This window comes from Acidobacteriota bacterium (genome assembly GCA_003225175.1).
GTDB lineage: Bacteria > Acidobacteriota > Terriglobia > Terriglobales > Acidobacteriaceae > Gp1-AA112.
In genome coordinates this window covers 1-1,286 of the sequence record QIBA01000181.1, presented here as the reverse complement: position 1 = coordinate 1,286, position 1,286 = coordinate 1, and the positions used below count along the sequence as shown (strand labels likewise).

Sequence of the window (1,286 nt, the reverse complement as noted above, 5' to 3'; positions counted from 1 at the left end):
ATTACCAGCCCCAAGATGGGCATTCCGGGAGCGTATTCGTTGGAGTTTAATGCCTCGGGTCGGTTTGAGGACTTTAGAAATAACGACACCAATGTCCTCGTTCCCAGAATTGGGATACGCTGGCAGCCCTTCAATGAGGAGCTGACCATTCGTGCCACCTGGGGCGAAGGCTTCATTGAGCCGTCACTGGCCTCACTCTACGGTGCTCCGATATTCATTCTGGCGGTGACGAATACGGCGCCTTTCCTTCCGGGTGGGGGTGTGGAGGCGGAAACGACTCAGGAGGTTGATGCCAACAAAAATCTGCAGCCTGAGGATTCGCGGAACTTTAGTGCTGGGTTTGTTTACACGCCGAAGTGGATCAAGAACTGGCAGCCGAACGCTACCTTGACCATGTCAGTTGATTTCTGGGATGTGGAGCGCACGGGCGTAGTGACCGTGCCGAGTGCCCAGTCGCTGGTGCAGGCATTTTTCAAGGGCACGTTAGGACCAGGCGAGCAAGTCAATATCGACCCGGCTACTAACACGGCCAATTTCGTCAAGAGTGGATTTGAAAACTCTGGGCGACAGAGAGCGCGCGGTGTTGACTTTTCACTTCAGTATCAATTCCAGACCGCCAACTGGGGCACCTTTACCTGGAGCAATGACTGGACTTATCTGGATTCCTTCCTCTTCCAGTTGAACGGGGCTGCCAAGACGCACGAGGTATCGGGACGGACTAATAACGATCCGTTTGTGGGTGCCTTCTCTGGCCAGGTCACCATTGGCGACGGCTTCCTGAAGTGGAAGGGTATCACGCGGCTAACCTGGGATTGGAACAACTTTGACCTCAGCATCGCTGGCCGCTACAACGATGGCTTTAGAGAAGAGCGGACGACCAAAATTCCTGGGGGAGGCGGACACGACGACCTTGCCGAGCCAGTTGAGCACTGGATCAAACAGCGCTTCTTCTTCGATGGTCAGCTGTCTTACAATTTGGTCTTCACCCAGCCGGTGGAAGAGCGCCCGGTGGCTGGCTACTCCAAAGAGGGTGGCAAGGAGGTAAAGAGTGGCAAGGAGAAGGAGGTGGTTGAACAGGCCGCCGCCATGCCCTGTTGGAAGACGTTGTTGAACAACACCACCTTTACCGTTGGTTGCAACAACATCCTGGGCGAGGATCCGCCGAGAGCGTTCGGCACCTTCCTCGGTAATGCCAACAACTATCCTGGCGGTCTCTACGACAACCTCGGGCGGTTCTGGTATGTCGAGTTGGTGAAAAGGTTCTAGGATCGACACACTCTAATTCA

Annotated in this window: 1 protein-coding gene; it reads left to right on the top strand. The window is 54.8% G+C overall.

All coding sequences use genetic code 11. From position 1 onward, the window contains the following. Positions 1-15: 15 nt before the first annotated feature. Positions 16-1,266 (top strand): hypothetical protein, encoded by a 1,251-nt coding sequence (locus DMG62_24270; GenBank protein PYY19780.1) that lies wholly within the window; start codon positions 16-18, stop codon positions 1,264-1,266. The last annotated feature ends 20 nt before the right edge of the window (positions 1,267-1,286 follow it).